General features: G+C 38.6%; 22 protein-coding genes and 2 pseudogenes. 15 read left to right on the plus strand and 9 right to left on the minus strand.

Features of this window, described 5'->3' with window-relative positions; all coding sequences use genetic code 11:
• Window positions 1–37 precede the first annotated feature (37 nt).
• Window positions 38–253: a DUF1674 domain-containing protein gene (locus ACFIKO_RS06815; protein WP_375619134.1), complete on the minus strand. Its 216-nt coding sequence runs from the start codon at window positions 251–253 to the stop codon at window positions 38–40.
• An 83-nt stretch (window positions 254–336) separates the two neighbouring features.
• Here ACFIKO_RS06815 and htpX point away from each other — a divergent pair, with 83 nt between their 5' ends.
• The 3 genes from htpX to ACFIKO_RS06830 all read left to right on the plus strand — a co-directional run bounded on the left by htpX (window position 337) and on the right by ACFIKO_RS06830 (window position 4,605).
• Window positions 337–1,383 (plus strand): zinc metalloprotease HtpX, encoded by a 1,047-nt coding sequence (gene htpX / locus ACFIKO_RS06820; protein ID WP_375619133.1) that lies wholly within the window; start codon window positions 337–339, stop codon window positions 1,381–1,383.
• Window positions 1,384–1,430: 47 nt separating this feature from the next.
• A complete protein-coding gene (locus ACFIKO_RS06825; protein ID WP_375673575.1) occupies window positions 1,431–2,795 on the plus strand; it encodes an RsmB/NOP family class I SAM-dependent RNA methyltransferase in 1,365 nt (454 codons plus the stop codon).
• A 64-nt stretch (window positions 2,796–2,859) separates the two neighbouring features.
• Entirely contained in the window at window positions 2,860–4,605 is a 1,746-nt protein-coding gene (locus tag ACFIKO_RS06830) for a heparinase II/III family protein (protein WP_375619131.1), read from the plus strand.
• A 922-nt stretch (window positions 4,606–5,527) separates the two neighbouring features.
• On the opposite strand, the gene ACFIKO_RS06835 is transcribed toward ACFIKO_RS06830, so the two are convergent.
• The 3 genes from ACFIKO_RS06835 to ACFIKO_RS06845 form a co-directional block, all read right to left on the minus strand.
• Window positions 5,528–5,680: a DUF1127 domain-containing protein gene (locus ACFIKO_RS06835; RefSeq protein ID WP_273787606.1), complete on the minus strand. Its 153-nt coding sequence runs from the start codon at window positions 5,678–5,680 to the stop codon at window positions 5,528–5,530.
• Between the two features lie 350 nt (window positions 5,681–6,030).
• Window positions 6,031–7,650 (minus strand): bifunctional phosphoribosylaminoimidazolecarboxamide formyltransferase/IMP cyclohydrolase, encoded by a 1,620-nt coding sequence (purH, locus tag ACFIKO_RS06840; protein ID WP_375619130.1) that lies wholly within the window; start codon window positions 7,648–7,650, stop codon window positions 6,031–6,033.
• A 720-nt stretch (window positions 7,651–8,370) separates the two neighbouring features.
• Entirely contained in the window at window positions 8,371–9,153 is a 783-nt protein-coding gene (locus ACFIKO_RS06845) for an SURF1 family protein (protein WP_375619129.1), read from the minus strand.
• A 297-nt stretch (window positions 9,154–9,450) separates the two neighbouring features.
• On the opposite strand from ACFIKO_RS06845, the gene rpmB reads away from it, so the two are divergent.
• The 4 genes and pseudogenes from rpmB (at window position 9,451) to ACFIKO_RS06865 (ending at window position 12,890) form a co-directional block, all read left to right on the plus strand.
• Window positions 9,451–9,768, plus strand: a complete 318-nt coding sequence (rpmB, locus tag ACFIKO_RS06850) for a 50S ribosomal protein L28 (protein ID WP_273787609.1) — start codon at window positions 9,451–9,453, stop codon at window positions 9,766–9,768.
• 118 nt (window positions 9,769–9,886) lie between these two features.
• The gene (locus tag ACFIKO_RS06855; RefSeq protein ID WP_375619128.1) at window positions 9,887–10,570 is read left to right on the plus strand and encodes a VUT family protein; all 684 of its coding nucleotides are present in this window, start codon (window positions 9,887–9,889) and stop codon (window positions 10,568–10,570) included.
• 752 nt (window positions 10,571–11,322) lie between these two features.
• Window positions 11,323–11,985, plus strand: a pseudogene (locus tag ACFIKO_RS06860) (DNA adenine methylase); the annotation flags it as partial.
• 8 nt (window positions 11,986–11,993) lie between these two features.
• A pseudogene (locus tag ACFIKO_RS06865) lies at window positions 11,994–12,890 on the plus strand (HaeIII family restriction endonuclease).
• Window positions 12,891–12,940: 50 nt separating this feature from the next.
• Here ACFIKO_RS06865 and cobT read toward each other — a convergent pair.
• The 3 genes from cobT to ACFIKO_RS06880 form a co-directional block, all read right to left on the minus strand.
• A complete protein-coding gene (gene cobT / locus ACFIKO_RS06870; protein WP_375673576.1) occupies window positions 12,941–14,836 on the minus strand; it encodes a cobaltochelatase subunit CobT in 1,896 nt (631 codons plus the stop codon).
• Window positions 14,837–14,850: 14 nt separating this feature from the next.
• Window positions 14,851–15,831, minus strand: a complete 981-nt coding sequence (gene cobS / locus ACFIKO_RS06875; RefSeq protein WP_375673577.1) for a cobaltochelatase subunit CobS — start codon at window positions 15,829–15,831, stop codon at window positions 14,851–14,853.
• Window positions 15,832–16,029: 198 nt separating this feature from the next.
• The gene (locus ACFIKO_RS06880) at window positions 16,030–16,644 is read right to left on the minus strand and encodes a J domain-containing protein (RefSeq protein ID WP_375619123.1); all 615 of its coding nucleotides are present in this window, start codon (window positions 16,642–16,644) and stop codon (window positions 16,030–16,032) included.
• Between the two features lie 124 nt (window positions 16,645–16,768).
• Between ACFIKO_RS06880 and ACFIKO_RS06885 the strand changes: the two genes are divergently transcribed.
• The gene (locus ACFIKO_RS06885) at window positions 16,769–17,041 is read left to right on the plus strand and encodes a BolA family protein (RefSeq protein WP_375619122.1); all 273 of its coding nucleotides are present in this window, start codon (window positions 16,769–16,771) and stop codon (window positions 17,039–17,041) included.
• Between the two features lie 20 nt (window positions 17,042–17,061).
• Here the strand turns inward: ACFIKO_RS06885 and ACFIKO_RS06890 are convergent, their stop codons facing one another.
• Both ACFIKO_RS06890 and ACFIKO_RS06895 read right to left on the minus strand, forming a co-directional pair.
• Window positions 17,062–18,030: a tyrosine recombinase XerC gene (locus ACFIKO_RS06890; protein ID WP_375619121.1), complete on the minus strand. Its 969-nt coding sequence runs from the start codon at window positions 18,028–18,030 to the stop codon at window positions 17,062–17,064.
• A gap of 3 nt (window positions 18,031–18,033) precedes the next feature.
• Entirely contained in the window at window positions 18,034–18,855 is an 822-nt protein-coding gene (locus ACFIKO_RS06895; protein ID WP_375619120.1) for a SapC family protein, read from the minus strand.
• Between the two features lie 131 nt (window positions 18,856–18,986).
• Here ACFIKO_RS06895 and rimM point away from each other — a divergent pair, with 131 nt between their 5' ends.
• The 7 genes from rimM to ACFIKO_RS06930 all read left to right on the plus strand — a co-directional run bounded on the left by rimM (window position 18,987) and on the right by ACFIKO_RS06930 (window position 25,093).
• A complete protein-coding gene (gene rimM, locus ACFIKO_RS06900; protein ID WP_375673578.1) occupies window positions 18,987–19,550 on the plus strand; it encodes a ribosome maturation factor RimM in 564 nt (187 codons plus the stop codon).
• Between the two features lie 267 nt (window positions 19,551–19,817).
• On the plus strand, window positions 19,818–20,516 hold the full coding sequence (gene trmD / locus ACFIKO_RS06905) for a tRNA (guanosine(37)-N1)-methyltransferase TrmD (protein ID WP_375673579.1): 699 nt from the start codon (window positions 19,818–19,820) through the stop codon (window positions 20,514–20,516).
• Between the two features lie 209 nt (window positions 20,517–20,725).
• Complete coding sequence (gene rplS, locus ACFIKO_RS06910; protein ID WP_375619118.1) at window positions 20,726–21,166, plus strand: 50S ribosomal protein L19; 441 nt, start codon at window positions 20,726–20,728, stop codon at window positions 21,164–21,166.
• A 474-nt stretch (window positions 21,167–21,640) separates the two neighbouring features.
• On the plus strand, window positions 21,641–22,042 hold the full coding sequence (gene sdhC / locus ACFIKO_RS06915) for a succinate dehydrogenase, cytochrome b556 subunit (protein WP_375619117.1): 402 nt from the start codon (window positions 21,641–21,643) through the stop codon (window positions 22,040–22,042).
• Window positions 22,043–22,060: 18 nt separating this feature from the next.
• The gene (gene sdhD, locus ACFIKO_RS06920; RefSeq protein ID WP_375619116.1) at window positions 22,061–22,447 is read left to right on the plus strand and encodes a succinate dehydrogenase, hydrophobic membrane anchor protein; all 387 of its coding nucleotides are present in this window, start codon (window positions 22,061–22,063) and stop codon (window positions 22,445–22,447) included.
• Between the two features lie 6 nt (window positions 22,448–22,453).
• Window positions 22,454–24,298 carry a succinate dehydrogenase flavoprotein subunit gene (gene sdhA, locus ACFIKO_RS06925; RefSeq protein WP_375619115.1) on the plus strand — a complete coding sequence of 615 codons (1,845 nt, stop codon included), beginning with the start codon at window positions 22,454–22,456 and terminating at the stop codon, window positions 24,296–24,298.
• A 15-nt stretch (window positions 24,299–24,313) separates the two neighbouring features.
• Window positions 24,314–25,093: a succinate dehydrogenase iron-sulfur subunit gene (locus ACFIKO_RS06930; RefSeq protein WP_375619114.1), complete on the plus strand. Its 780-nt coding sequence runs from the start codon at window positions 24,314–24,316 to the stop codon at window positions 25,091–25,093.
• Window positions 25,094–26,249 lie beyond the last annotated feature (1,156 nt).

The following is a 26,249-nucleotide window of genomic DNA, read 5'->3' on the forward strand; positions in this document are numbered from 1 at the left end:
TGTTTAAACAGCGCTGGTTTTTTAAAAATCAATAGTTTTAAAAGTCAATAGCGCGGCCTTTAATTTCCCAGTCTCCATAGCGGGAAGGATCTTTGCCGCCGCGTCCGCCGTTTTCTAAAGGTTGTTCTTTTTTTGTTGCGCGTTTTCGTCTTTCTTTAGCTTCTTTAAGGGCGCGTTGTGCTGCGGGAGAAAGAGATTGCTGTTTAATGACAGTTGCATTTTTTTTGCTTGTTTTCTCATCTTTTTTATTCATTTTACACCTATTCCATTGAAGAAGCAGAAAGAAAACACCATCATATAGTATTGATTGACTTTTATCATGGAGTTTTTTGAGTAATGAATATAATGCGTACAGCTATGCTTTTGGCTTTTTTAACTGCTCTCTTTATGGGAGTTGGTTATCTTGTTGGAGGGGGTGGTGGCATGGTCATTGCTCTTTTGATGGCAAGTGGTTTAAACTTTTTTTCTTATTGGAATTCGGATAAAATCGTTTTACGCATGTACGGGGCGCGTGAAGTTGATCAGCATTCAGCACCAGTTTATTATAAGATTGTAAGCGATTTAGCGCAAAGGGCTTCTCTTCCTCAACCAAAGGTTTATGTTATTGAGAATGCACAGCCAAATGCTTTTGCGACGGGACGTAATCCGCAAAATGCTGCTGTTGCTGCAAGTACTGGATTGTTAGAGCGGTTGAGTTCAGAGGAAATTGCCGGCGTTATGGCGCATGAGCTCGCACACATTGAGCATCGTGATACCTTAACAATGACTCTAACAGCAACGATTGCAGGGGCAATTTCAATGCTTGGTAATTTTGCTTTCTTTATGGGAGGACCGCGTAACTCTTCAGAAGATTCTCATGGCGCTGGGGCAATTGGAGGATTTATTGCACTGCTTGTGGCACCTTTTGCAGCGATGCTGGTGCAAATGGCGATTAGTCGTACACGTGAATATGCTGCGGATCGGAGAGGGGCTGAAATATGTGGTAATCCTTTATGGTTGGCTTCGGCATTGCGTAAGATTGCTGATGGGGGACGTGGGGTATATAATGAAGAAGCAGAGCATAATCCAGCAACCGCGCATCTGTTTATTATTAATCCTTTGAGCGGTGAGGGAGCGGATAGTCTTTTTTCGACACATCCAGCAACTGCGAATCGTATTGCTGCTCTTTATCGGCAAGCAGAAGAGATGAAAGGGGCTCTTACAAAAAGTGTGGGATGGAATAAAGAAGACGCTATACATGAAAAAAGCAGCGGGATGAATTATGGAGATTTTCATAGTGGTCAGGCTCATGTATTAGGTGAGCAAGAAAACAGTTCTTTTCAGCGTGTTACAAAACGTCCTTCTTGGCTTCGTTATGAAAATTCAAAAAGATCTCGTTCATAGAATTATTGAGGGAGCTCTTGAGAAAACTGTGATATAAAGGTGGTGTTTTGAAACACAAAAAAGCGGGGCATGTGTCTGAAAAAAATGTTCCAGGATTAGCTGTTCGGCAGGTGTGTGTACGTCTTTTAGGGGCGGTAGTTGATAAGCACACGCCTCTTTCTGGTTTGACAGATAATGAACACGGACATCCACAATATTTAAAACTTTCACAACGAGATCGTTTGTTATGTCGGGCTATTTTAACAGCTTCATTGCGTCATCGAGGGCAGATTATGGCGTCTCTCTCACGCTTTTTGGCGCGTTCTTTGCCTTCACAAGCACTTTCACTTCAGCATCTTTTGCATATCAGTGTTGCACAAATTCTTTATCTGGATATTCCCGATCATGCGGCTATTGATTTAGCTGTGCGTGTGGCGAAACTTGATCCTCGTATGCGCCGTTTTTCAGGGGTGGTGAATGCTCTTTTGCGCAATGTTGTGCGTGAGGCAGAGCCTTTACGCCAACAAGTTCCTACCATTGAAGGTGTTCCAGCGTGGTTTGGACAGCTTTTAATATCAACTTATGGAACAGAAAAGGCACATCAGATTATCGCAATTCAAAGTGTGGAACCTCCTTTCGATTTGACAGTGAAATCTGATAGTGGTGGATGGGCTGAAAGGCTTGGTGGTGTGGTATTGCCCAATGGTTCTGTTCGATTGAATCGTCTGGAGTGTTCTGTTTCTGATTTACCAGGCTATCGTGAAGGGTCTTGGTGGGTTCAAGATTTTGCAGCAGCTTTGCCTGCTTGTTTACTTGAGAGTATTGAGGGTAAACGCGTTGCTGATCTTTGTGCGAGCCCTGGGGGGAAAACAGCACAATTGGCTTTGCAGGGGGCAGAGGTGACAGCAATTGAGCTTTCTGCTAACCGCGTAAAGCGTTTAAAAGAAAATATGGAACGGCTTCATTTTTCAGTTCACATTTGGCAGGGCGATGTGAGAAATTTCTATCCCACACAGCTTTTTGATGCCGTTCTTCTCGATGCTCCTTGTTCCTCTACAGGGACAATCCGTCGTCACCCAGATATTTTATGGACGAAATCGAGGGATGATATCGTCAAGTTAGCGGCGTTGCAATATGATTTGCTTGTCGCAGCAATTTCTTTGGTGAAGGTGGGGGGGCGGATTGTTTTTTCCAATTGTTCATTGGCAAGAGAAGAAGGTGAAGATCTTATTGAAAAAATTTTATCGACACGCAATGACATTGTTTTAGACCCTATTTATCCAGAGGAAATAGGAGCACTGGAACATTTGCTTTGTGAGGGGATGTTACGGACAACGCCTGCGGATTTTTGTCATAAAAATTTTGATGCTGAGAAAACCGCATTTTTAGGAATGGATGGTTTTTTTGCTGCGCGCTTACGAAAAATTGCTTAATTAACGCTTCATTTACAAAAATGGTCGAAATTGTATTTGATTCAGCATAAATGGAGATGAAATTTTGGCGGTTGCGGTAAAAGCTCCTCAGGTAAAAGTGGCGGCCTGTATCGATACGATACAGAATGTTATGCGGCGTTTATGGGTTGGACCATTGTTTCGTTGGCGGTTTTCAGGGTTTCGTCCTCATAAAATTTTAGCGCATCCCATGGATTTGCATGTGGCTGATCCTATGATGGCGCATGAATTTTACCATGGTCGTTTTGCTTTTGCTGGTCACATTGTTCATTCTGGTGCTGTTTCGCCGTTTTCATTGGTTCCACCAACGCTGGAATGGGAAGCGGCTCTACATGATTTTCATTGGTTGCGCCATATGGAGGCAGCAGGAAGTGATTTAGCTTCTGCACATGCACGCTCCCTTTTAGAAGATTGGTTTGACCATGCTGGCAAGAAGGTAAAAGGGCTTGCTTGGAGTAGTCCTGTTGTGGCGCGGCGCTTGATTTCATGGATTTGTCATTCGAAAATGTTGTTAGAAGGAGCAAGTGAGCGGTTTGAAAAACGCTTTTTACGTGCGCTTGGTTTGCAATTTCGTTATTTGCGCGTAACAATTTGCAGTATGGAGCATGATGACCAACGTTTACAAGCAGCAGCGGCTTTGACGTTCGCATCTCTAGCTTTGCCTGTTTCTGTGGCAGTGAAAAAAAAGGTACAAACCACACTTATAAAAGAGCTTTCCCGTCAAATCCTAGTTGATGGTGGGCATATTTCCCGTAGTCCTGTTATTTTGCTGAATTTGTTATCGGATTTATTGTCGTTACGGTATCTTTTTATGCGTAGCAACGAAACAGCACCACGTATTTTGATTGATTCTGTTGAGCGTATGTTGCCAGCTTTACGATTCTTTATCCATGAGGATCAAACGTTGGCCCATTTTAATGGGGTTGGTCCCCTTGTGTCGGAACGGTTATCGTCCCTTTTGGAGCTTGATGAAACAGGAGGGCATCCTTTTAGTTATGCCCGTTATTCAGGATTTCAGCGCTTAAAAGCCAATCAAACAACAGTGCTTGCAGATACAGGAAAGTTTCCACCCCGCTTTGTAGCACAGCAGGCCTGTTCGGGGTGTTTGTCTTTTGAAATGTCTTCACAAGGGCACCGTTTTATTATCAATACCGGTGTTAATCCTGATGGTCGGGAAGATTATCGACATTTAGGGCGTGTTACTGCAGCACATTCAACAGCTACGCTTAATGATTGTTCAGTGGGTGCTTTTTATCAGAAAAAGAAAAATGGCGCGCCATTTTTGTTTGATGGACCAACAGATGTTCAAGTGCGTCGTATAGAGGATGCAGAGAAGACGGGTTTTATTGCGAGTCATAATGGTTATGTGCGACCCTTTAATCTTATTCATGAGCGTGGTCTTATTTTGGCGAAAAATGGAGATATGATCGAAGGTTTTGATCGCTTTTTTATGCCAAATAAAGTGGGAAAGAGGCACAAGAGTGTGCAAAATGAACAAGATCATGTTGCTGTTCGGTTTCATCTTCATCCACAAGTTGAAGTTAACTATGATGGCAAACGTGTGTATTTAGCTGCAAAGAACGAGAACGTGAAGAGCGAACAAGTATGGTATTTTGTATCGCCTGACGCAGATATTTGTCTTGAAGATTCGATTGATTTTGCAGAATTAACAGGTCCACAGCGGACACAACAGATTGTTTTATATTTTCGTCCTGCATTTCAGGAAAAAGTTCGTTGGCGTTTTATCCGTAAAGCGTTTGATAAAAAATCAGAACATTATTCCAATCCATAGTATATTGCGTTTTATTTTGCGTGTCGCAAAACATCATCGTTTATTGTGGTAATATTCTCAAAATTTGAAGATCATATAAATTTTATACATGAAGCATTTTATTAGAGTATAGGTTGGATGTTTTTAGGCAAGGTTTGCTCGTAGAATCTCATGAGGTGATGCTAAGAGGGATTGGCTCTCGAAAAAAGAGTTTTTGATAGACCATTGTTGACAGATGAGTACTGGTTAATGATCTTCATTCTTTAAAGATGTGGAGAGAAAATAAAGCTGTTGCTTATCTTCTATAAGTTCTTAAGTGTGCTGTTGGGATTAATATTTATCTCTGAGAGAGTTGCATTATAGGGTTACGTTCCTCACGAAAAACAGAGCGCTATTTATTGCATATTCACGGACTTATATTAAAGAAAAATCCCTTAACACTTCCAAACCTATTTCGCGACGATGCCCGTGATGGGTATAACGGTAAACCCATGAAGCACTCCCATATTTACGCTTATGAAGGAGAAATCCGGCACCATCACACTATTTATTAGTGTCCAATGTTTGTAACAGTTCTTGGCATTAGAGATGATTCATAAGAGGCATTTTTAGCCTTTTCTTAATAGCTTTTATTTACACAGAATCCTCCGCTTGTAACGTGCAAGCGAATAGTTTTGGTTGATTCAACATACATAGATTTTAAATGAGAGAATCTTATGGTATTCGGGATTCTAATTCAATATGAATAACGCTAAATTATCATTATAAATCAAATGTTGTACATCATATAAGTACTGAGAATTCGAGAAACAATATATAGCAACGCCCGAGAAAAATACCCCTTCTACTCTTTGTTATTTACTAAAAATGAAGTCATAATAAAAAACCACAAAATGCGCGCTTTTTTATAGCAAAGCACTCTCTCAAATGCTTCAAACAACTTTTATAAAGATTTACGCGAATAACGTCGTGCAATCGAATCAATATCACCGCGACAAATTCCAAGATCGCTGAGTTCATATGTTGAAAGACAACTTAATGCATTAACGGTTCGACGATAACGGCGCCAATTACTATAAAAACGTAGAATATTCATATCCTCTACTCAAACTTTTCATTTCACTCTTTGGTTTAAGAATAGAGCATATTACTAAAAATAGTTGTGTTATAATATCATAACAGGTATGCATCTACATACAAGATAATATCCTTTTAATATTTTTCTCATGTGAAAGGGAAACAATTAAAAATATTAACAACAACAGTATCTTATCCCTAAACAATGGTTAAATTATGTGTATTTTCTGTGGTGATAAACTTCTTCCCGAATAGATTCTTTGGATTGAATAACTGCTTCCATTTCAACAGTTATCAATAGTCATACGATGATTATGAACAATTCCTTGAAACATTTGTCTCATATAATAGAGAGAATCAGCAAAATTATTAATGGCGGAAGTGTCGTGTTCCTGTGAAAACCATCGCTAAACCCTGCGCATCAGCAGCAGTGATAACTTCTTCATCACGCATGGAGCCTCCTGGTTGAATAACTGCTGTTGCTCCTGCTTCAGCTGCTGCTAATAAACCATCTGCAAAAGGAAAAAATGCATCTGATGCAACAACCGATCCTTTTGTGAGAGTTTCTGTTAAGCCTGCTCTTTGCGCACTTTCTGCTGCTTTACTTGCAGCAATTTTTGCTGAATCGATGCGGCTCATTTGTCCGGCTCCAATTCCAACTGTTGCGCTATTTTTCGCGTATACAATAGCATTTGATTTAACGTGTTTTGCTACACGAAAAGCAAACTGAAGATCACGCATTTCATCTTGAGTTGGTGCCCGCTTTGTCACTACTTGCAATTTAAGATCATCAACCACCACGTTATCACGCGATTGCACTAAAATGCCTCCTGCAAGTGTTTTCGCAAGAAGTCCTCCACAGCGTGGATCAGGAACTCCACCTGTAATGAGCAAACGAAGATTTTTTTTCTTGGCAATAATTTCACGTGCCGCCATTGTGGCATCAGGAGCAATAATCACTTCTGTGAAAATTTTAACAATCTCTTCAGCACATTCCTCATCAAGGGTTTGATTTAAAGCAACAATTCCACCAAATGCCGATACATTATCACACATAAGAGCTTTCAAATAAGCTTCTTTCAAATTTTTTCCCTCCGCAACACCACAAGGATTGGCATGTTTAATAAGAGCGACAGCAGCGGTTTTTTGCGGATCAAATTCTGCCACAAGCTCAAAGGCTGCATCTGTATCATTCAGATTGTTATAAGAAAGCGCTTTGCCTTGTAAAAGTTTTGCTGTTGCAATACCAAAACGTTTTTCATTATTGCGATAAAATGCTGCTTGTTGATGTGGATTTTCTCCATAGCGCATAACATTTTCAAGATGACCAGAAAAACTCTGCCACGATGGAATTTCAATTTTTAAATCCCGCGCAAACCACGATGCTATTGCCGTATCATAAGCAGCGGTGTGTGCATAAGCGTGCATTGCTAGCTGACGACGCATAGATAAGCTTAAACATCCATTATGCTGCTTTAATTCAGCTAGAATCGAATCATAATCCTTTATCGCTGTTACAACACCAGTATAAGCATAATTCTTTGCCCCGGCGCGAATCATCGCTGGTCCACCGATATCAATATTTTCAAGAATCGTTTGCCCATCGGCTCCCGATAAGATCGTCTCTTCAAAAGGATAAAGATTCACCACCAAAAGATCAATTCCATTAATGCTGTTCTTTTCCATAGCTTCCCTATGGCTAGGATCTTCTCTTACCCCTAACAAAGCACCATGAATCAAAGGATGGAGTGTTTTTACACGCCCATCCATTATCTCAGGAAATCCGGTAACTTCAGCAACATCTTTTACGGGTAAACCAGCTGCTATGAGGGTTTTGGCTGTTCCCCCTGTTGAAATCAATTCAACATTGTAAGTAGCATGGAGGGCTTGTGCAAAAGCAACTACACCCGTTTTATCAGACACAGAAAAGAGAACACGACGAACCCGATGAAGATCAGGTATGGGAAAATTTTTGGCAACAACACCCATAACAGAAGCCTTAAAAATGAAAAAGTTAAAATTCTAGTAAAACACGCTTATACATTTATAGCATAAGCCTTTAGCAAAATACACTGAAAGGATAAACTGTCTTTTTAGAATATAGGATGACTCACCTTTTTTATTATCCTGTAAAAACACTCTCATTTGAGGTGTGGTGGTAGGTGTAAAAGTATCATTGAGACATTAAATGTTTTTTTGTTGCTTAGTAACTCAACATCTCATCTTCATAGCAATTTTGAAACAAAAAATGCATCCGTATGTTCTCTGCTATATTAGCTTTTATACTAGATGAAGGCGAAAGTATTGCGTATATCAATTGGAGTGATCTCTGAAATGGGAAACAATCTAATGAAGCAAGAATATAAAATTATAAAGGCAAAAATGAGTGCCTATCTTTCCTATCATTTTTAAATTTGGCTGTATGTTTTTCAAAAGCGTTTATGACAATGTTTTTTTAGAATGAATTTTTTTTAAGAGTGGAGATAATGCATTGTTTCACATTTTTGGGCATTACATTTTTAATGAATCATCCCTCGTTTTATGATGGTTTTTTGAAGAGTGTCGCGTAAATCTTTTGTGGATGGTATAAAGTCCATTGTATGCCTATGATCTCTATTTAACAAAGGCGCAAGTTAGTAGATTCTGTTCTCTTTATCAGTTTCCAAGATTCTAAAAATTTCTGTTACTTGAGATGGAAGAGGTCTTTTTTTAGTTTTTTTGCCGTAGCAGAAAAAGAAAAGCTCCTAACACACCAGCAGCTAAAATAAACCACGTGATTGCATAAACGAGATGATTATTTCGAAAATGGACAATCGTAAGACCAACGACGGGAAGGTTTGCTTGTGGAGATGTTTTTCTGGCATCAATGAAATAGGGGGCAACAGTGGATAAACCAAGTTTTTGTGCCATAGCGGGGAGATCGCGCGTATACCATAAATTTTTGTCAGGATTATTTTTACGCGGAAAAAAACCATTTTTTTCACTCATGCGTAATAAACCTATAATTGTTGTTTGTTCTGTGTCTGTGGTCGAATTTTGCTGAGATGAGGCATTTGTATGCGATTGCTCTGAGTTTTGAAAATTGTTACGTTCATCCATGGGGATAAAGCCACGGTTGATAAAGATCAGTGTATTATCAGCCGTTTGTAAAGGAGTCAAAACCCAATAGCCTGTAGTATTTTGAGCGGCAGCAGTGACTAAAATATTTTTATCTGTTAAAAATTTTCCTGTGGTAACAACAGGTTGATATTCGTTTTTTTCAAAAGTAACATCTGACCATTGATTTTTTGGGGGGGCTTTTATGGGGGGCAAATGAATGCGCTGATTGGCACTGGTGATGAGATTTGTTTTCCAGTTTAACCGTTGTACTTGCCATATACCTAATGCACTGAAGAGAAGAAAAAAACAAATACATAAAGTCCCAAACAAAAAAGAAGAAAAACAGCAAGAATCTTCCTGAAGCTTTGTCATGGGGGGCTCTTTTTTGCTCATGATTTATGCTTCCTTTCGGGACAATAGATTTTTATTCTAACATGGTATGTATTTAAAAAAAACATTTTGTACGCTTTTTGGTGGAATTTGCACGCCTTATTGAGGAAAAAGATGAAGAATGAGCCAGTAAGATATGAAAAAGGTTTTATAAAAGACTTGACCTTTTGTTGTCGACCCCCTATTAGAAAGAGACTTCCCAATGATGCCCGTTCAAGGTTGCATTGTGCGTGTTTTGCGTTCATTGTGTCCTTTGGGTATGGGGATTTGAAAGTTTCTTAGAGTTTAAGGGTGAAGTTTATGTCTCGTGCATGTGAATTGACAGGGAAGACGGTTCTGTATGGTAATAATGTTAGCCATGCGAATAATAAGACTCGGCGTCGTTTTTTACCAAATCTTTGCAATGTGACATTGATTTCAGAAGTGTTGCAGCAAAGTTATCGCTTGCGCATTTCAGCAAGTGCGTTGCGTTCTGTTGAGCATCGTGGTGGACTTGATGGTTTTTTGGTCAAAGCAGACGATAAAGAGTTGTCGCAACGTGCGCGTTTGCTAAAACGACAAATCATTAAGAAAAAAGCTGAGCAAGAAGGTGAGCAAAAGGCTGAACAAGCAGCGTAATCGTTAGCGCCATTCTTTTTGGTTTATTGACGCTTTTGTTCCGGTTTTCTGTTCTAAAAGTTAAGTTTTTTCAGGTTGATCGTTTTATTTTATTGGTTCCGTATCATAGGTTTAAAAAATGCTCTCAAGCAGTCCTTTACGAGAACAGCAAAAAAAGAGGTATATTGTTTTTTCTATTTTAGCAATGTGCCTTGCTGTCACTGCTTCTAATATTTTTGTTCAATACCCTGTCTACTGGTTTGATTTGAATGAGCTGTTGACTTATGGGGCTTTTACCTATCCATTTGCTTTTCTGATCAATGATTTGACCAATCGTTTTTATGGTCCATCTGCTGCGCGGCGTGTGGTTTATGCTGGTTTTTTTGCGGGTATCTTTGTTTCTTGGATATTGGCGACACCACGGCTTGCACTTGCTTCTAGTTTTGCATTTTTATTTGGGCAACTCCTTGATATTGTTGTTTTTACTCCTTTGCGACGTAAAACATGGTGGAAAGCACCTTTAGCAGCAGCGTTGGTTGGTTCGGCTTTGGATACAGTGCTGTTTTTTGCTCTTGCTTTTTCTAGCTCTTTTGCTGTTCTTGATAAGATAACAGGCTATGCTGATAGTTCACTGGTGGAGAGTACTGTTTTGGGAGGGATAGGCATGCCAGTTTGGCTCTCGCTTGCTTTTGGTGATTTTTCGGTAAAAATTGTTATGAGCCTGTTTATGTTGATTCCCTATGGAACAATTCTTAATATTGTAAAGCTTCCTCTTTATCAAAGTCATTCAAAGGATGATTCTTCTTTTGTTTGTAACAAATAATGATCTTTGTCCTTTTGTTTTGCTAAAGCAGAGAAGGTTGTGCGTTATGTCTTCTAAGAACAGAATTTGAGTGGATTCAAAAAAGGGATTTTGCTTCTTTTCTCAAGTTGTATTTATCCATACATCATCTATGCTTATGATGTGTAAGGAGATAGTTTTGACTGATTCAGTATGAGATAAGAGCATCTTATCAGTATTAAAAACAGATAATAAAGTTCTTATAAAGTAAAGGCAAAAAAATGTCTTGTTAAGAATTGTGATTTTTTACTTATGATTATTTGAGCTATAAGAAACTTGGTTCTTATAAAGGAAAAACATTTCGATATACATTTGGGTAGTATATAAATAGAAAAATAAATTACCAATGGTATCAGGTCCTTTTTGACAGTTTTAAAATTTGGCTATACTGGTATTTATCATTATTTTAGTAACAAATGTTTGTGCAGATATGTTAATGAATTTACAATTTGTTAAAATGCGATCTCTGTAGAATTTGGCAAACGCTTCGAGTATTTATTTTAGATAATTGTAGGTTAGAAAATGCGATACTTGGAGCTGATAACATGAACAAAATGATAAATCAAAGAGATCATACAAAGGCTTTATTGGATAATTTTTTATTAACTTCCTCGAAAAAACAGAGAGAGACTAGGGAGTTGCCTATTGTAAAATCATCTCTTCGTTATCCGGGAGGGATAAAGTCGTCCTGTTCCTATGATTATTAATAACTATATAAGGAAAAAAAAGCTTTATGTTCTCCTTTTGTAGGAGGGGGGTCAATTGAATCAACCTTAGCAAAAAGAGGAACAAAGGTTTATGCTTATGATGCTTTTAAGCCGCTTGTTATTTTTTGGCAGATGCTTTTGAAAGATGCTTCAGCTCTTGCAGAAAAAGTGAGAGAATATGAAGATATGACTCCCGTAATGTTTTATAATCTCCAAAAAACTTTTGGGAATATTAAAAATCAATTAGAGATTGCTGCCGTTTTTTTTGTTCTTAATCGCTCTTCTTTTTCCGGAACAACACTTTCTGGCGGTATGTCTCCAGGACACCCTCGATTCAATTATCGTTCTATTGAACGGCTTAAAGATTTTAAGATTGAAAATTTCACAGTGGGACACAGAGATTTTACAGAAAGTATTCCTAAACACTTTAACGATTTTCTTTATTGTGATCCTCCGTATCTTATTAATCAAAAACTTTATGGTCAAAAAGGCGATAAACATAATTCTTTTGATCATCAATTTCTTGCTGAACTTTTGAGAAAGCATCACAGATGGGTTTTATCTTATAATGATTGTGTGGAAGTTAGAGAACTTTATAAAGGACATACAATACTTAATCCTGAATGGACTTACGGTATGGGAAACAATAAAAAATCAAATGAACTCGTAATTTTGAGTAAGGATCTTTAGGAAATTGTATGAATCAGGTAGAAAATGGAAAAGCCTTTGAATATGCTTTGGCCATGGGGTTTAAAAAAGCAACAAAAGCTTCTATAGAGTTTAATTCGTCCTTTCAAATAGCGGAGTCTTTTTATAATTTATTTAATGATACTGAAAAAAGGCTTTTAAATCTTGCTTCTATTGAAGCAGCTGTTTTCTTACAGTTACATGATAAAAATATTAGAAACACGAAAACTATTGTTCTTCAGGAAGATTCTGTTGGGATCAAAGGAGATGTCCGTGATATTATTTTAAAAGTTCCTGAAAATCCTATTGGTATTTCTGCAAAACATAATCATAGCGCTATCAAACATCCTCGCCTTTCCGGTAAAATAGATTTTGGTAAAGAATGGACAGGTTATTCTTGTAGCAGCCTTTATTTCAATGAAGTTAGACCTATTTTTGATTATTTAGCAGAGCTCAGAGACAAGAAAATGTTCTTTAGAGATATAGAGGATAAAGACAGCAGAGTTTATCTTCCAATCCTAGAAGCTTTTTCTAAAGAACTTCAAAGGCTTTGTTTAGATTATCAAGATAAATTTGTGAAGCTATTGTTTCAGTATGTTATAGGTTCTTATGATTTTTATAAGATTATGATAGTTACAAGATCTAAACAAAAATGGGTTATTATTCAGTCTTTTAATTTGAATGGCACTCTGGGATATGGTCGTAAATGAAAAATTCCAAGCAAAATTTTATCAGTTGCACTAAAACCAGAAAGTAAAAACAAACTCATTATAATTTTTGAAGATGGTTGGAGCATTTCTTTTAGAATTTATAATGCATCCAGTAAAGTAGAAGCTTCTTTAAAGTTCGATATTCAATTTGTGGGATTATCTTCTCAGGTTGTTAGTCATCAAATTCCGATGGTTTAATGATAGAGATAATTTTTTAAGATGTAACTGTTGGCTGTTTCAAGGTAGATTTATTTCTTATGAATATGAGGCATTTTATCACTAAAAAGTATTTCTAATTGTTTTGTTATGGCGTCAGCGAGTTCTTCAGCATTCATAATTGTTACAGCACGCTGATAATAACGTGTGACGTCATGACCAATTCCAATGGCAATGAGTTCAATGGGGGAATGTGTTTGGATTTCTTGAATCACTGCGCGTAAGTGTTTTTCTAAATAATTGCTGGCGTTGACCGATAGTGTCGAATCGTCAACAGGAGCACCATCAGAAATGACCATGAGGATGCGACGTTGTTCTCGCCGTGATAAAAGGCGTTGATGAGCCCAAATTAAAGCTTCTCCGTCGATGTTTTCTTTTAATAATCCTTCTTGCATCATTAAACCTAAATTGCGTCGTGCGCGACGCCATGGGGTATCAGCACTTTTATAGATGATATGGCATAAATCATTGAGGCGTCCAGGATTACGGAGTTTGTTTTGGGTAAGCCATTGTTCGCGCGATTTTCCTCCTTTCCAAGTTTTAGTGGTAAAACCTAAAATTTCAACTTTGACACCACAACGTTCAAGAGTTTGTGCCAAAATATCAGCACAACTTGCGGCGACGCTAATGGGGCGTCCGCGCATTGAGCCCGAATTATCAATGAGGAGTGAAACAACCGTGTCCTGAAATTGGGTGTTGCTTTCCATTTTAAAAGAAAGGGGTTGCATGGGATCAATAATTAAACGTGGAAGCCGTGCTGTATCAAGATATCCTTCTTCAAGGTCAAAGCTCCAGTTGCGATTTTGTTGCGCCATCAAGCGGCGCTGGAGACGGTTTGCTAAACGGCCAACGATGTTTTGAAGATGATTGATTTGCTTATCAAGATAACGGCGTAAGTGATCCAACTCGTTTTCAGAACAAAAATCTGTTGCTTCCAAAATTTCATCAAATTGACGAGTGAAGATTTTATAATCACCAAGTCTTTCCATTTGTTCCGAATCGGAAAAAAGGCGTTTGGGTCTGCTTGGCTTTTCTTGCCAAGGTCCATTTTTTTGCTCGCCGTCAGCTTGATCATTGTTGTTTGATTGTGTCGCTTGTGTTTTTCCGTCGTCTTGCACATCACTTTCTTGTTCAGTGCTGGTTTGTTCTTCACTTTGAGCGTGTTTTTTGTTTTTACTCTCTTCTTCTGCTTGGTCTTGAGGTTCACATTCGTTTTTTAATTTTTTATTGTTTTCACTGTTAGAAGCTTTAGCTTGTTGCACTGTCATTTTGAGTGTAGCAAGCATTTGGCGAACAATCTGTGCAAAAGCTTGTTGGTTGTAAATATGATGTGGGAGTTCATTGAGTTCTGCTGCTGCTTTTTGTTCGAGTTCTTGACGCCACAATTCTAAGACAGGACCTGCTTCTTTTGGAGCTGTGCGCTTTGTTATTTTTTCACGCAATAAAAGTGCAATCGCTTCTTGGATGGGGGCTTCACTTTGGTTGCTAATTTTATGATAATGGGCTCTTTTGTATTTATCGGCGAGCATGATATCAAGATTTTTTGCAAGTCCCTCCATGGCTAAAGTGCCAATTGCTTCAACACGTGTTTGTTCGAGGGCATCAAAGACAGCACGTGCTTCTGATTCTAGTGGAGCAAATTGCATGTGAATATGGTTATCATGCCATGCTTTGCGTAGAGCCATGGAATCACCTAATCCGCGGGTAATGGTGATGTCTTTATTCGTTGCGTATTGAGGTAATTCTGGTAAACGCGCACAACTTTCGCTTAAAGATGGTCGGTTATGACTAAAGGAAACTTCAAGGTTGTTTGTGCCTGCAATTGCACGCATACAGGTGGAAAGTGCTTTTTTAAAAGCTTCAGCATTAAGAGTGTTGTTGGAAGAGTCCTTTGCCAGATTTTTGTTGTCGCCAATGTCGGTAGCCATGAGTGACAGATTCCTTAAGGCGAAACACCATGAACGAGTGATTCGGGAAGTTCTTGTCCAAAGGCGCGTTGATAAAATTCTGCAACAGTGGCACGTTCGAGTTCATCACATTTATTGAGAAAGGTTAATCGGAAGGCAAAGCCGACATCTTGAAAAATTGTTGTATTTTCTGCCCAAGTAATGACGGTACGTGGACTCATGACAGTTGAAAGATCTCCATTGATAAAAGATCGGCGTACCATATCAGCAACATGAACCATTTGTGAAATTGTCTTTTTCCCCTCAGCCGTTTGAAAAGACTTGACCTTTGAACAAATGATATTAACCTCTTTATCATGGGGTAAATAATTGAGTATCGTAACAATAGACCAGCGGTCCATTTGAGCTTGATTGATCTGTTGGGTACCATGATAGAGACCGGTTGTATCACCAAGACCAATGGTGTTTGCTGTTGCAAAAAGACGAAAGGCTGGATGTGGAGAGATGACACGGCTTTGATCAAGTAAGCTTAGTTTTCCAGAGGTTTCAAGAACGCGTTGGATGACAAACATAACATCGGGACGCCCAGCGTCATATTCGTCGAAAACAAGAGCAATATTATTTTGATAAGCCCATGGCAAAATGCCTTCTTTAAATTCAGTTATTTGTAAGCCATCTTTTAAAATGATAGCGTCTTTTCCTACAAGATCAATACGACTTACATGACTATCGAGATTAATGCGAAGACAAGGCCAGTTGAGACGTGCAGCAACTTGTTCAATATGCGTTGATTTCCCTGTACCGTGATAACCAGAAACCATTACACGACGGTTAAAGGTAAAACCTGCGAGAATCGCTAAAGTTGTTTGCTGATCAAAAAGATAATCAGGATCGATATCAGGAACATGGGAACTTTTTGTGCTAAAAGCAGGGATTTCCATATCTGTTTCAATATGAAATAGATCGCGAGCACAAAGTGTAATATCGGGTAAATTTTCAACGGTAAAATTTGTCATTGTGTTTTTGGAAGGGAGGGACGCTATTTATTCATTAGAAAACGATACAAGAGTTAGAGCATTTATGCAATGCTCTATAATGAGAGCCTTAGATGTGAAGGAAGATTTTTACGTATTCTATAATGTTTTGTAAAAAAATAATATCTTGCGCAAATAATGATGGTCTAAATGAAAATGGGCTCATACAAGTACATGTTTTTAGCACAAACCAGACTTTTTTAGCAAATTATAAGCATGTAAAACATCACGAAAGCGCTCTTCCGAAGCACGATTACCACCATTGGAATCAGGATGGTGCTTTTTTACCAACTCTTTATATTTCATTTTGATGTCTTCTGCTGAAGCGTTTGACTGTAGTCCCAGTGTATCAAAAGCTTTTGCTTCTAAGGGCTTTAATTTTCGTGAGAAATTTGAATGCCGCTCAGTAAAAAGCGTGAAGGGATCGCGTATGCGATTTTGATAGGCAGCTGTTCCAGAGCGAATCTTTGCATAATTAGCGGCTGTTTTTTTCGATGTACCATTGCTCAGATCTGTAGGCCATGTCGGACGATGCCCTGTGAGAGCATCCTTTTGAAATTTTGCGATATCTTTATTGCTAAGACCAGAGAAATAATTAAAATTTTTATTATAGGCGCGTACGTGTTCAATACAAAAATATAGATATTGTCCTTCGTGATTTCGACCTGCTGGTGCTTTATGGGACCCTGTTTTTTCACAACCTTCCCACTGACACTGCTGCGCTTCTGGCTCAGCTTTTTGTTTTTTATTTGAGCTTATGCGAATTGAATCGAATAATTTAGATGTTATTGTCATACTCTTGGTTTATGCAAAATTGATTAATTTTACAAGAATTGACTTTTGAAAAATTTGTTTTCACACTTATTTTATTATGAAAAATGTGTGTTTTTGCACGTTCATTTTGTTTGAGGAATGAAAAATGTTTATAGAAACAATAATCAAGAGAAAGCTTCAGGATGCTTTTCATCCGCAAAAGCTTGAAGTGATTAACGAAAGTTATCTTCATGAGGGGCATCCTCATAATGAACATGCTTTTGATGGTAAAGGAGAAACACATTTTCGAGTGAAAATTCTATCTTCTTCTTTTTCTAATATGACACGCGTAGAAATACATCGCGCGATTTATAAAGTTTTACAAGAAGAGTTAGCTACTTGTGTCCATGCTTTGGCACTTGAGGTTGAAACTCTTTAATTTTTTTAATGAGACGTTTTTTAGGAACGGGGATGGGCCTTTTGATAAATTTTTAACAAATGATCTGTGTCGACATGGGTATAGATTTGTGTGGTGGAAAGACTAGCGTGCCCAAGAAGTTCTTGAATCGTGCGCAAATCTCCCCCCCGTGATAAAAGATGGGTGGCAAAAGAATGGCGCAGTGTGTGAGGCGTTGCAGTTTCTGGTAAACCAAGGCTTGCTCGTAAGTTGCGTACAGTTTTCTGAATAATGGCGGGTTGTAGGGGACCGCCTCGTGCCCCGCGAAATATGGGTTGGTTATCCACTAAAGGATATGGGCAACATTTGAGATAATTTTGTACAGCTTCGTAAACAATCTTGATGAGAGGAACAAGGCGTGTTTTTCCGCCTTTTCCTGTTATAAATAAACTTGTTTTTTCAGGATCAGAAAATTGTTCTGGTGTGAGGCTTAAGGCTTCTGATATTCGCATCCCACAGCCATAGAGAAGCATGAGGACAGCGGCATTACGAGCGCTAATCCAAGGTTCATTTTCTAGCTGGTTTTCTTGTTTGACTATGTGAAGTGCTGATTTGATCGCTAAAGGTTTTGGGAGCGATTTTGGATGTTTGGGGCTTCGGATAAGTTGAGCCGCAGGAACATTGACGATTCCTTCACGTGATAGGTACTTGAAAAAAGAACGTATGCCTGCCACTCCGCGGCTTAAAGAGCGAGCACTTACATTGTTTGTACGCCGATAAGCAAGATAAGCACGCAAGTCACTGATGCGTAAATGAGCAAGATCTCTAAGGGTTGGTGTATGGCTTAAGTGTTGACAGAGAAAAGACAAAAATTGCCGCGTATCACGTTCATAGGCTTGCACTGTTTGTGCCGACATACGACGTGTTTGGACGAGACACTCTAACCAATTTTTCCTTGCGTTTAAAATCGCATGGTCAGCTGGAATGAGAGGAATATTTTCATCTTTTCTCTTGTCGTTTTTGATAGGCATTATCTAGTTGAGAGTTTCTTTCTTTTTAGATTTTTCATCGTTAGAATGACCATTCTTGTTTTGGAGTTGCTCTTCACGATTGATAAGTTGCTTTTCACCTTTGAGAGAGAGTATTTTTAAGAGATTGTGCGTTGACATCAAATGCGCAAAAATTAATCCTAAAAAGCCATTTTTATGAAGTTTGGCAAGTTGGCTTGCTGATAATTTATTCAATTTTTCTTCATCAACAACCCAAAAATGTTCCAATTGCGCTGAGAGTCCTTTATCGTTTTTCACATTGATGGATTTTTGGCTTAGAAGATCCATTTCCACAAGAGCATCAATAAACTCAGAGGTTTTCTCCATAGCGATTTTAAAACTTTCAAGAAAACGAATACGTTCTTCCATAAAAGGAGAAATAGAGCCGTCGGAATTAAAAAGTTCTGTTCCTGCAACTTCATTAAACATACCTGACTGTTGATCAAAGCAAACAGAAAGTTCTTTTTCATTGCTAATTTGTGCTAGAACAAAAGGATAGCGACGGACAAAAGCAGGGACATAAGTATTGGTTTTCCAACTTTTATCAGAAGCTATATAGTCATTTTCGTCATTAGAAAGACCGACGAGAGCTGCGGATGTGTAGTGCCGTTTTTTTTGTTCATCTTCGGCGCACATAAATAAAATAGGATAGTCTAGGGCTGCTTGAAAATATTCAGTACTTGCTAAAGGAACCCAGTGAGTATCCTTGGCAAAAGACATATCACTTGGAGGAGCAAATTTTAGATTTTTATGGGAAATTTTGTTGATTGGTGTGATATCTTTGTAAAATAGCATAATATTTGCCATAGGACGTTCTCCTTTATTAATTTGTTTTTGTTACCAAAAAAGGTCTTTTAGAAGATTGTCTCATATGGCAACAAGATTGAATAGAAAACTATAAGATTGAAGGGCTCATTTTTGAGAGATAGTATTTTTGCATGAAGTATAATAAAGAAAAGCTTAAAAATAAAGTCTATCTTGCTATTATTGGTATGCCTCATGGTATAAAAGGAGATGTTTTTGTTAAAATTCTAAGTGCTGAGCCACAGCGCTTCAAGTCCTACAGTACTCTTTATGATGATATGGGGCATTCTTATGAAATTGTAACTCTTCGCATACAAAAAAATAAGGCGATTGTACGTTTTAAAGGGGTAGAAAATCGTGTTATTGCTGAGTCTTTAAAAGGTATTCGCCTTTATGTGATGCGTGATCAATTAATTGATGATTTGAGGGAGGATGAGTTTTATCAAGTTGACTTAATAGGCTTGCGTGTTCAAGATTGTGGGGGAAAAGTCGTAGGTGAAGTGTGTGGTTTCTTTAATTTCGGGGCTGGTGATTTGCTTGAAATGCGTTTGAATACGGGTAAAAGAGTTCTTATTCCCTTTAGTAAGGCAGCGGTACCAGAAATTTGTATGGATTCTGGTTTTCTTGTTGTTGATCCCATGGCAGCTGGTTTAAGTGATAGGGGAGACAATGATAAAAAGGAAATAGCTGGAATCTAAATAAAGATGAAGATAAAAAATAACCGATGAATTTCGTCAATAAAGGGTGGAAAGTGTGGAAATATTAAAAATGCACTTTTGAGCAGATGTTGTAAGCACTTTATCTTGAGATAATCCTGAATTTTTAGAGTCTTTGTTAGTGCAAGTATTTAGAAGGATCGTATTGAATATGGCGCAGATCAAGGAGATTCATATTAACGCTATAGCGTTAAATGGTTTGTCTGTGCTATTAAGAGTCTGTTTAAGAAAATAAGGATGAGAAATAAAATGAAGTTTCAGGCGCGCGTTTTAACCCTTTATCCTGAAATGTTTCCTGGTTTTTTAGGGTATTCTTTAGCAGGGCAAGCTTTAGAGCGCGGAATTTGGTCACTGGAGACGGTACAGATTAGGGATTTTGCTTTGGACAAACACCATAGCGTTGATGATACACCTGCTGGTGGGGGGGCTGGTATGGTAATGCGGGCGGATGTATTGGCGGCTGCTCTTGATTTTTGTCCACAGGATTCACCAAGATTGTTGATGAGTCCACGTGGGCGCCCTTTTGACCAAGCTTATGCGCATAGCTTGGCTCGTGATACGGGTGTAACGTTAGTTTGCGGACGTTTTGAAGGGGTTGATGAGCGAGTGATAGAAGCACGAGAATTAGAAGAAGTCTCTATTGGTGATTATATTCTTTCAGGGGGTGAAACAGCCGCATTGGTTATCTTAGATGCTATTATACGTCTTCTGCCTGGAGTGATGGGGAATGCAGCTTCTGTAAAGAGTGAAAGTTTTGAAAATGGCTTGCTGGAACATCCGCAATATACACGCCCTTCTATTTTCGAAGGGCGGGGTATCCCGCCTGTGTTGCTCTCAGGTCATCACAAAGCGATTGCAGATTGGCGTCAAAGTCAAGCCGAATTGTTAACACGTCAACGTCGCCCTGATCTTTATGCGCGTTATGATAAAAGTCATCAGAAAACTTGATTCATATGATAAGGTGGTGTATTGCATGGCTCTCTTTTTAGAGAGTTTTTTATAAAAGGTTTTCTGTAGTTCCAAAATTAAAATGAAGGAATGGTGTATTCGCTCCTGTGTAAGGCATAGCCTAAAGAGCTCCTTATTCTTAATAAAGGCTTTTTGGGTAAGAGTTGAGCGCTCTGACTGTTCGATAAAGAACATGAAGGATAGAAGAAATGAATATTATCGCACAACTTGAAGCTGAACAATGTGCAAAAATTGAAGAAAAACGCCAATTTCCAGCCTTTCAGCCAGGAGATACAGTCCGTGTCATGGTGCGTGTGACGGAAGGTACGCGGACGCGTGTTCAGGCTTACGAAGGTGTTTGTATTGCGCGTTCAGGCGGTGGGTTGAATGAGACCTTTACAGTACGCAAAATTTCTTATGGTGAAGGGGTGGAGCGGGTGTTTCCTGTTTATTCTCCGTTGATTGAAGGTGTTGAGCTGGTGCGCCGTGGTAAAGTGCGCCGTGCAAAACTCTATTATCTTCGTAGTTTGAGAGGTAAAGCTGCGCGTATCGCTGAAAAGAGAGATTATCGAAAAAAAGCTGAAAGGATTGTTGAGAAAGTAGAAGCAGCAGCTATAAGCACAGATGTTGACAAGCAAGTTGCTGAGTAAAGATTATATCGGCTAAACTTTATGCAAAAGCGGCTTTTATGCCGCTTTTTTGTGTCTTTAGTGATTCGTTTTGTCTTTTTAAAAGGCTTGAAGGGGACATAAAAATGTTTAACCTATCAATTTTTTCCTCTTTTTATTCTTAACAACGGGTGAATTTAGATATCATTGCATATATTGTGGATAATCAAAAAGATAAGTTTAATCTGAAAAAATGCCTATTTATATTTGAGAAAAGATGTTAGACCTTTGACGTGAAGATAAAATTGTATTAGTTTAAAGCGAGTTTTGCGGATTATATCCGTGGAGTAATCGGTTTTTTTATGCGTGACCTTTAATCCGTTATTTGAGACAACCGACCTGTAATATTGGTATCTTGAGATGCCAAACAAGTAAAAACGAGATAATATATTTAGTCGTTTTATGCGGACTTTCTCGTTCATTGCGGTTGCAGTAAAAACCAGGTCAGGATATTTTATGACAGAAATAACTAGGATAAAAGAGCGCCCTCGTTCCCCTCATATAAGTATTTATCGTTGGACGATTACTATGGCTATGTCCATTGCGCATCGCGTTACGGGTATGGCACTTTATGTTGGAATGGTCTTTCTTGCTGTTTGGTTAATTGCTATTGCGTGTGGGGAGGAGACATTCAGAACGGTTCACGAGATTTATAGTTCTTGGTTTGGATTGTTTATCTTGTTTCTTTATACTTTGGCAGGGGTTCATCACATGGTTGGTGGTATTCGCCACATTGTTTGGGATATGATGCCTTGCCTTTTGGCAAAAGAAAAGGCAACAGTTACTGCTTGGGCGACAGTGTTTATCTCTCTTATTGTTACTGTTGTAATTTGGATTATTGGATATAGCGTTGTTTAGCTGGGGGTGAAAAGAGATATGAAAAAAGACTTTCGAACGGAACTTGGAAAAGTACGGGGGCGTGGGAGTGCTCATGAAGGAACAGAGCATTTTTGGCTACAGCGTTTGACTGGGCTTATCAATCTGCCGCTTTTGATATTTTTTATTGTTCTTATTCTTTCGCTTGTAGGTAAGGATTATAGTATTGTGCGTGCACGGCTTGCACATCCTGTTGTGGCTATTTTGATGGGATTAATGACTTTTTCAGTCCTTTATCATATGAAGCTTGGTATGCAGGTGGTGATTGAAGATTATATTCCACGTGAAGGTTTCCGGATATTCTTTTTGACTTTAAATATTTCATTTTGTTTTCTCATAGGTGGTGTCATTATTTTTTCTCTTTTGAAAATTGCATTAGGGGGTTAAACAAGTATGGCGGGTACAGGATCATCTCTGGGTGCTAAAGCAGGTAACGCCCCTTATCGCACTGTAGATCATAAATTTGATGTTGTTGTTGTTGGGGCAGGTGGTGCAGGATTACGTGCAACACTTGGCATGGCGGAACAAGGATTAAAAACAGCTTGTATTACGAAGGTTTTTCCAACTCGCTCACACACGGTTGCAGCACAAGGGGGGATTGCTGCATCGCTTTCAAATATGGGACCTGACAATTGGCAGTGGCATTTATATGATACCGTGAAAGGTTCTGATTGGTTGGGTGATACCGATGCAATGGAGTATTTGGTGCGTAATGCTCCTGCTGCTGTCTACGAATTAGAACATTATGGTGTTCCTTTTTCGCGGACGCAAGAAGGCAAAATTTATCAACGTCCTTTTGGTGGACATACGACACAATTTGGTGAAGGTCCACCTGTTCAACGTACTTGTGCAGCAGCTGACCGTACAGGCCATGCCATTTTGCATACGCTTTATGGACAAAGCTTAAAGCATAATGCGCAATTTTTTATTGAATATTTTGCACTCGATCTTATCATGACGGATGGGGTTTGTACGGGGGTTGTGGCATGGAATCTCGATGATGGTACAATACATCGTTTTTCTGCCAAAATGGTTGTTCTTGCAACCGGTGGTTATGGACGGGCTTATTTTTCCGCGACATCAGCGCATACCTGTACGGGTGATGGTGGTGGAATGGTCGCACGTGCTGGATTGCCACTTCAGGATATGGAATTTGTGCAATTCCATCCTACAGGGATTTACGGTTCTGGCTGCTTAATTACAGAAGGAGCTCGTGGTGAAGGAGGCTATTTAATCAATTCTGAAGGTGAACGCTTTATGGAGCGCTATGCACCTTCCTTTAAGGATTTGGCTTCACGTGATTTGGTTTCGCGTTGTATCACACTTGAAATTCGTGAAGGACGTGGCGTTGGACCTAAGAAGGACCATATTCATTTGGTTCTCAATCATATTGATCCTGCAATCTTGCACGAACGTTTACCGGGAATTTCGGAATCAGCACGGATTTTTGCAGGTGTGGATGTAACAAAAGAGCCTATCCCCATCTTGCCAACGGTTCATTATAATATGGGTGGGATTCCTACCAATTACTATGGGGAAGTTCTCAATCCAACGGCTGATTCGCCTGATCGTATTCAACCAGGGCTTATGGCGGTAGGAGAAGCAGGATGTGCTTCTGTTCATGGGGCTAATCGCTTGGGGTCAAATTCATTAATTGATCTTGTGGTGTTTGGTCGTGCTGCTGCCATTCGTGCTGGTGAAGTTATTGATCGGAATGCAGAAATTCCACCCATCAATGAAGAAGCTGTTGATGAAATTATAGCGCGTTTTGATCGTTTACGTTTTGCGCAAGGGGCGATACCAACAGCTCTATTGCGTGAAAAAATGCAACGTACGATGCAAGAAGATGCGGCTGTATTTCGTACAGAAGATTCTTTGCAACAAGGATGTCAACGGATGAATAAAATCTGGGGGGAATTATCTGACCTCAAAGTCACAGATCGTTCTCTGATATGGAATTCTGATTTGGTTGAAACATTAGAGCTTGAAAATCTCATGGCGAATGCAATCATGACTGTTCATTCTGCGGAAGCCCGTTTAGAAAGCCGTGGCGCTCATGCTCGTGAAGATTATCCAGAGCGTGATGATAAAAATTGGCGTAAACATACGCTTTCACATTTGTCAAAAGAGGGTAAGGTGACATTATCATATCGACCCGTTCATGTGGAGCCGTTAACATCTGAAGCTGATGGTGGGATCGATTTAAAGCGCATTGCACCTAAAAAACGGGTTTATTAAGGGGAGACACGAATTATGGTACAAATTAAGCTTCCCAAAAACTCTCAAGTCAAACCGGGGAAGGTTTGGCCTAAACCTGAAGGTGCGACAAAGCTGACAGAATTTCATGTTTACCGTTGGTCGCCTGATGATGAGAATAATCCTCGTCTGGATACTTATTATGTAGATCGTTCTGCTTGTGGTCCAATGATTCTTGATGGACTTTTGTTTATTAAAAACCATATTGATCCAACTTTGACACTTCGTCGATCTTGCCGTGAAGGTATCTGTGGTTCATGTGCGATGAATATTGATGGAACCAATACATTAGCTTGTACCAAAGGGATGGATGATGTAAAACACCCCATTAAAGTCTATCCTTTGCCTTCCATGCCGGTTGTTAAAGATTTGGTTCCTGACTTGAAGCGCTTTTATGCGCAACACCGAGTCATTGAGCCTTGGTTGCAAACAGTTTCTTCTGAACCTGCAAAAGAATGGTTACAAAGTTACTCTGATCGACAAAAAATCGATGGCCTTTATGAGTGTATTTTGTGTGCGTGTTGTCAGACTTCATGTCCAAGTTATTGGTGGAACGGTGATCGTTATTTGGGCCCCGCTGTTTTGCTTCAAGCTTATCGCTGGATTGCGGATTCACGTGATGAGATGTGTGGTGAACGTCTTGATAATTTAGAAGATCCTTTCCGCCTTTATCGTTGCCATACGATTATGAATTGTGCGCAAACTTGTCCAAAGGGATTAAATCCAGCGAAAGCGATTGCTGAAATTAAAAAACTCATGGTTGAACGCCGCCTTTGAAAATTTACTGATTGATGAAAATAAAGCGCAAGGTAGAAAATTATATCTCCTTTTAGCAATTAAATTTTTAAAAGAAGATCGGCTGCTTATGAGGGTGCAGTAGCTATAATCATTCTAAAAGCAAAGTGATTCCTAAAAATTAAGCAATCTTTGCAATGGCTGAGCAGGGAACGCATAGTTGAATATTACTTTGAAAATTGACTGATTAACGAACAGTAAAAAGAAAAACAGAAAATTGTGCCTGTTTTTTGCGTCTCTTGAGGTTTAATCTCTAAAAATTTATTGGCTTTTATGAGGCGGTTACCATAGTTATTATGGCCTTTAAAAAGGCATTAGTTGTTCGGGTAAATTATATTTAAATAGTGTTCTATGTAAAAACAATAAAATCAATATGCAATGTGTTTTTATTTTTTATTAAATTCGTATCAGAATTTGAACTTTAATGCTGATACAAATATTATTACGCATGTAATTATTCAAATGAAATACAAAGGAGTGATCATTATGACAGTTTGTCATTTTACACTACATTTATTATAATATTGAAAACATTGCGAATATTCAGGAATTAGGAATTTTTGATAACATCATTTATATATTTAAAGGTCATATTTTTTATTTTAAAGATTGGATTGTTAATCGTATTAAAAAACAAAATTTATAGTTCTCAAAAAATGGAGAACGTAAAATCCCTATTTATTGTAGGGATAGCTCATACAGTTAATGGGGAAGTAATTTAAAAATATTGTAACGTCATAGATTTAAATTCATTAAAGAGCAGATAAGATGTTTGAAAAAATAGCAAATTTATAGTTTTTTTAAAATTTAGAAAACGGTAGTAAGAATTCTAAGAACAGGTGTTGCGAATGTCGAATAAGCGATGTTTATAGGTTCGTTTGAGTTGAATGAATTCAATCATCAAAGAAAACATGTTGTATTTTGATGAGTTTCGTAGGTTTTGATTTTATATGTTTTTATCTATAAAAAATAGAGATTTCTAGGTTTAGGCCTTAATTTATTATATTAGGGTGTTTCAATTTTTTCTTGTATGTATGCTTAAGAAAGTTGCTTAAGCAGTAAAAGTGTTTTTTATTTTATTTTTCAGCATAAAAGATATTTCTTAACATGAAAGAGAGGTTTCCAAGTATTAACGGTA

Origin of the sequence: Bartonella sp. TS82HLJMH, from assembly GCF_042193495.1 — a bacterium.
In the GTDB taxonomy this organism is placed as follows: Bacteria; Pseudomonadota; Alphaproteobacteria; order Rhizobiales; family Rhizobiaceae; genus Bartonella; species Bartonella grahamii.